This window comes from Gluconobacter japonicus (genome assembly GCF_002723975.1).
Lineage (GTDB): Bacteria > Pseudomonadota > Alphaproteobacteria > Acetobacterales > Acetobacteraceae > Gluconobacter > Gluconobacter japonicus.
The window spans coordinates 1-4568 of the sequence record NZ_BEWO01000054.1 but is presented as its reverse complement, the minus strand read 5'-3'; the positions used below and the strand labels follow the sequence as shown (position 1 = coordinate 4568).

The following is a 4568-nucleotide window of genomic DNA, read 5'->3' as shown; positions in this document are numbered from 1 at the left end:
TTTGGTGCAGAAGTTTAGCACTGAATTAGCACCTAATTTTCCGCAGAAAACAGCCATTTTTTGGCATCTAGTGCTGAAGTGCTGGATTTTCCGGCAAACTTTTAGAGTAGGGGTTATCCTCAATAAAAAGTTTGGAGATATTTTTAGCACTTTAGCACTAAACCTTAAAAAACGGCAGAAAACAGCCATTTTCTAGGTGCTGAACTTGGTGCTGTTTAGTGCTGTTAGTGCTGTGATCAATCTTTCAAACAGCGATACACATGGGCGCGGGCAATTCCCATCCGGTTGCTGATTTCGATTGCAGACATGCCGCTTGCCTTCATGGCCCGGATTTCTTCCCGATCAATCTGGCGCGGCCTCCCTTTGTACACGCCTTTGGCTTTGGCGTTCTGAATCCCAGCCATCTGCCTATCTTTCCGTAGGTTAGATTCAAACTCTGCAAAGACCCCGAGCATATCGAGAAAGCACTTCCCTGCGGCTGTTGTGGTGTCCACTGGCTGTTCTGTGCATTGCAGTGCAACGCCCTTGCTCTTTAGTGTCTGCACGATGGTTTGCAGGTCAGCAATGGAGCGGGCCAGCCGGTCGATACGGGCGCATACCAACACATCACCTGGACGCATGAAGTCCAAAAGCGTTTGCAGTTCCGTTCTGCCCTCTAACTTCGTTCCCGATTTCTGTTCCGTGCGGATTACGTCGCAACCTGCGGATTCCAATGCGGCAATTTGCGCTTCAGGGTTCTGTTCCGTGGTCGAGGTGCGAGCGTACCCGTATTTCATGGCAATGTGTCTCCTTTGGCTCTAGACCCTAGCCTTGTGCCATGTCTCCAAATTAAAAGCAATCTAAAAGAGACATAAAGGGGGGCAGTTTTCCTATGCCCGGTGTCTCATTGGATTTGTGGTTTTTGGCTATACCGAAAAGAGACAGAGAGGCGAGGCGTCATAACAGTCAACCGAACGGCAAGAAGCTACGGATACGCTTCAACGTGACACCGTATCCCCTTTGTAGCCTACGCTCTGTAGCTGGTGGATTATCGGGTAGAGCGGCTTCTGTGGTCTCTGTGGCTTTATGGGCCTCAAGCGTTGCCAGCCGTTCCCGCAGAGCCGCGTTCTGTTCCTGGCTGTCCAGAAGCGCCGTGGTCAGATCGTCAATTCTCTGCGCCTGCCTGACCGTAACGCTCGTAAGGTTTTCGACCGTATCCCTTAACGTCTCCAAGGCTTGGCTTTCTGCGGGTTTCTTTGGGGGTACGGCTGTTTCCATCCGTTCCGTATCCTCTGGAACTAAAACCCTGACTATGCCGTCATTGCCCTTCCCACGCTTCCACCCCGCACGTCTAACGCGCTGTTTAGCGGCAGGCACCGTGATGCCCCATTGGTGAGCAAGTTCCTGATAGGTGAATCGTTGGCGGCTCATACGGTCATCCACGGCAAGAGATACGCCTAAACGATACAATCATATCCCCATCGTAGCTACGCTGTATCCGGTCGAGCCGTTGCCAGTAAGGCCATGAGTGAAGGCGTACCCTCCCCAGTGGCTCCGTTCTTCCTGAGCGATCTGACGTCGATTGTGGTGTGTCGGTCGGGCTGGTGTCAGGTCGGAACCGGTTTAACCGTCCATGAGGCGATTACATCGAGCCATTCATTCTTTGATCTGGGTCGATAAGAGAAAATATCACTCTGAGAATATAATCCGCTGTCATTTTGGCACTTAGAAAGAACCCGCTGTTTTCTGCGGGCAAGGGCTTCTTTCAATCGCAAGGCAGCATGAGCCGCCGCTGCTCTGGCCTTTTCCATATCGGTTAGGATCAGACGATAGCGATTAGGGCCGTTCACAAGCCGCCCTGAACGCCTAACGCGCTGGCGGGTCCGCTCTACTATGCCAAGCTGATAAGCGGTCTCTAGCGCCCTAATGACGCTTCTCACGGATGCCCCTGATCGGGCGGCAATGCTTTCATGAGATGGGAATAGACCGCGCTGCCCCTCGAAGCTGGCGAGGGCTTGGAGAACTAGATGCGTTTTTGCGGTGATCTGTTTGGACTGTGAGAGGGTCCAGATCTGGGAAGCGAAAGAGGTCATATCCGTCCTTTCAGACGGCGAGACACTTTCCCGGCTTCAAAGGCTGTTGAAACCCGAAGGCTTCATGCCTATTATAGCCTTTGGATGAATTGGCGGGGTCAATCGCCTTTTCATCATATCTCGCCGGGGTAAACAGCGAGTTTCGAGGCGGTTGGAGTTCCTAGGCTCCGCCGCCTCACTTATTTCCGACATACTGCATCGCGGATCATGAGTCTGACAAGAGGGCTATCTCTAACCGCCGTCAGTTCGTTTTGTCACGCTTGGCAATCCAGCGTTCTTTGGCTTTGCGCTTCAAACTTTCTCGCCATTCGATCTGCGCGGGTTCGTTAAGCAATTCGGTTTCCAGCGCAGGCCATGACGGATAAGGCTTTTCGTCTTCGTAAATCACCCCGGACAGTTCTTTGATATTATGGCGAACGCCAATGTCAGAGATCACGAACTGGTCAACGTACCATTGCCCGCCCGTGCCTAGTAAAGAACGATAATCGGTTCCGCTCACGGCTTGCGCGAGCCTATAGCGAAGTTCTTCGGACACTAATGCGACACGATAGGCTGGTTTCTTTGTCATGCGGAATAATACCAACGCGCCGGGCTGATCGGTAGGAACCCGCCCGGCGGCGTTGGCAGTTTCGCGAATCCTGAAGGCCCAAAAAAAAACATCCCATAAAGGCTTCCTAAGTCATTGTTTTATATGGGTTTATTTTTCCAGACGTGCAGACGCGGAAAAACAGCCAGAAAAGTGAGGAAAATCACTTGACGTGGGCTGCACTAATAACTACATACATCGGGTTGTGCGTTTGAGCGCACAAAACCGACCAAAGCCTTGGTCAGGCTCTAGTTTTCCTAAATCGCTTAAAGGAAACATAGGGTAGGGAGAGGTTCCCGTCAAGGTGTTTTGGTTGGTGTCGGTAAGAAAGAAAGGACTTTGAAATGCCGACAAAAAATAATGAAAACCAATCAATGGAACCAATTATGACGAAGAACAAAGAAATGACTTTTAAAGAATATATTAACAGTGAACTTCCAGAATTATATGATGGTCGGGCATTAGTTATTGAGTCTTTAAGGAATGATACTAGAGAAATACCTATTCTTGAGAGCGAGGATGATTTAATTTCTTTCGTGGCATCTCATCCGAACGTTTCTATTCCGCCTTACGGGATTCTATCAGGTCTTTATGCGGAATGGCGAGGTCATCAATTCCACGCAGCACGCGGAGGGGTAGAATAATGACCTCCCTCGCATATTTCCGTCAGACCCTCCCAGCTACGGCTGGGGGCGTTCCTCAGTTAGTTAAGAACCGTGATGACAAGCCGGTGCCTAACTTGGCGAATTGTTGCCTTCTTACCTCTAAGACGTTCCCGGACACGTTCAGGTTCAATGAGTTTACCGGGAGGACTGAGGTCCATCATCCGCTGCCTTCTCCCGTAACGGGACAGCCTATGGCGCAGGACGCCCCCCGTGAATTGACGGATTCCGACTATACCGCCGTATCAGCCGCATTGGCGCGTTCTCATGGTCTTAGTTTTTCTGTGCAACAGGTTAGTGCAGCGATACAGGCCACAGCAGAAGAGAACTCCTACCATCCTATCCGTGAATATCTGGATGGCTTGGAATGGGATGGCGTCCCACGTCTTGAACATTGGCTGCACGATTTTTTGGGTGCAGAGCAAAGTGATTATGTTGCGGGCATTGGCCGGTTATTCATGATCGCAATGGTCGCGCGTGTCATGAAGCCGGGTTGCAAGATGGATTACACCCTCATTCTGGAGGGAGCGCAGGGCTTGCGTAAATCGACAGCCTGCCGGGTTCTGGCTGGGGGCCGGTATTTCTCAGATAACTTGCCCCCGATCAAAGACGCAAACAAGGATTTGAGCCAGCACTTATCAGGCAAGTGGTTGATCGAAATGGCGGAATTATCAGCTACCAGCCGCGCCGATTGTGAAGCGCTTAAAGCCTTCCTGACTCGAACAGAAGAAGCCTATCGCCCGGCATACGGTAGGACCGAGGTGAGACAGCCTCGCCAGTGCGTGTTTATCGGCACGACCAACAGGACGGAATACCTACGCGATAGCTCCGGGGATCGCAGATTCTGGCCGGTGAAATGCGGGGTGTCAGGCGAGCCATGCGACATTGACGGCTTGCGGGCGGCGCGGGATCAACTCTTTGCGGAAGCCTATCTTGCGTACCTGGACGGCGAGGCATGGTGGCCCAGCGCAGAGTTTGAGGTGGAACATATCAGACCTGAACAAGCCAAACGGTATGACGATCACCCGTGGCTTGGCACACTGGAAACACACTTTAGAACCCACCCCGATATGAAGGAAGTTACAGTTTCGGGGCTTCTCAATGTCCCGATTGGCAAAACCGCAGCAGGCCACGCAGACAAAGCTACTGTGAGGGAGTGCCTGCAAAAACTAGGCTGGGTGCATCGCAGGACAGGCCAGCAGAGTGACCGCTGGGTGCTAGAAAACTGATCTAGTGCTGAAAGGTGCT

7 protein-coding genes are annotated in these 4568 nt (G+C 51.8%); 3 read left to right on the top strand and 4 right to left on the bottom strand.

Annotation, left to right across the window (positions count from 1 at the left end; all coding sequences use genetic code 11):
* The coding region (locus GJA01_RS15455) for a hypothetical protein (RefSeq protein WP_218017422.1) at window positions 1–196 on the top strand (196 nt) is incomplete at its 5' end.
* A gap of 40 nt (window positions 197–236) precedes the next feature.
* Here GJA01_RS15455 and GJA01_RS14930 read toward each other — a convergent pair.
* The 4 genes from GJA01_RS14930 to GJA01_RS14915 form a co-directional block, all read right to left on the bottom strand.
* The gene (locus GJA01_RS14930; RefSeq protein WP_062502427.1) at window positions 237–776 is read right to left on the bottom strand and encodes a recombinase family protein; all 540 of its coding nucleotides are present in this window, start codon (window positions 774–776) and stop codon (window positions 237–239) included.
* A gap of 169 nt (window positions 777–945) precedes the next feature.
* Complete coding sequence (locus GJA01_RS14925) at window positions 946–1410, bottom strand: acetyl-CoA C-acetyltransferase (RefSeq protein WP_174694506.1); 465 nt, start codon at window positions 1408–1410, stop codon at window positions 946–948.
* A gap of 176 nt (window positions 1411–1586) precedes the next feature.
* Entirely contained in the window at window positions 1587–2072 is a 486-nt protein-coding gene (locus GJA01_RS14920; RefSeq protein ID WP_062502426.1) for a helix-turn-helix domain-containing protein, read from the bottom strand.
* A gap of 241 nt (window positions 2073–2313) precedes the next feature.
* Window positions 2314–2640 carry a hypothetical protein gene (locus tag GJA01_RS14915; protein ID WP_145993813.1) on the bottom strand — a complete coding sequence of 109 codons (327 nt, stop codon included), beginning with the start codon at window positions 2638–2640 and terminating at the stop codon, window positions 2314–2316.
* A gap of 362 nt (window positions 2641–3002) precedes the next feature.
* On the opposite strand from GJA01_RS14915, the gene GJA01_RS15185 reads away from it, so the two are divergent.
* Window positions 3003–3302 carry a hypothetical protein gene (locus tag GJA01_RS15185; protein ID WP_062502424.1) on the top strand — a complete coding sequence of 100 codons (300 nt, stop codon included), beginning with the start codon at window positions 3003–3005 and terminating at the stop codon, window positions 3300–3302.
* 212 nt (window positions 3303–3514) lie between these two features.
* Window positions 3515–4549: a virulence-associated E family protein gene (locus GJA01_RS14910; RefSeq protein WP_169925656.1), complete on the top strand. Its 1035-nt coding sequence runs from the start codon at window positions 3515–3517 to the stop codon at window positions 4547–4549.
* Window positions 4550–4568 lie beyond the last annotated feature (19 nt).

What these genes read in the sequence shown, in the direction of transcription:
- GJA01_RS14930 (WP_062502427.1), bottom strand. Translation starts at nt 776, where the DNA reads ATGAAATACGGGTACGCTCGCACCTCGACCACGGAACAGAACCCTGAA.
- GJA01_RS14925 (WP_174694506.1), bottom strand. Translation starts at nt 1,410, where the DNA reads ATGAGCCGCCAACGATTCACCTATCAGGAACTTGCTCACCAATGGGGC.
- GJA01_RS14920 (WP_062502426.1), bottom strand. Translation starts at nt 2,072, where the DNA reads ATGACCTCTTTCGCTTCCCAGATCTGGACCCTCTCACAGTCCAAACAG.
- GJA01_RS14915 (WP_145993813.1), bottom strand. Translation starts at nt 2,640, where the DNA reads ATGACAAAGAAACCAGCCTATCGTGTCGCATTAGTGTCCGAAGAACTT.
- GJA01_RS15185 (WP_062502424.1), top strand. Translation starts at nt 3,003, where the DNA reads ATGCCGACAAAAAATAATGAAAACCAATCAATGGAACCAATTATGACG.
- GJA01_RS14910 (WP_169925656.1), top strand. Translation starts at nt 3,515, where the DNA reads ATGGCGCAGGACGCCCCCCGTGAATTGACGGATTCCGACTATACCGCC.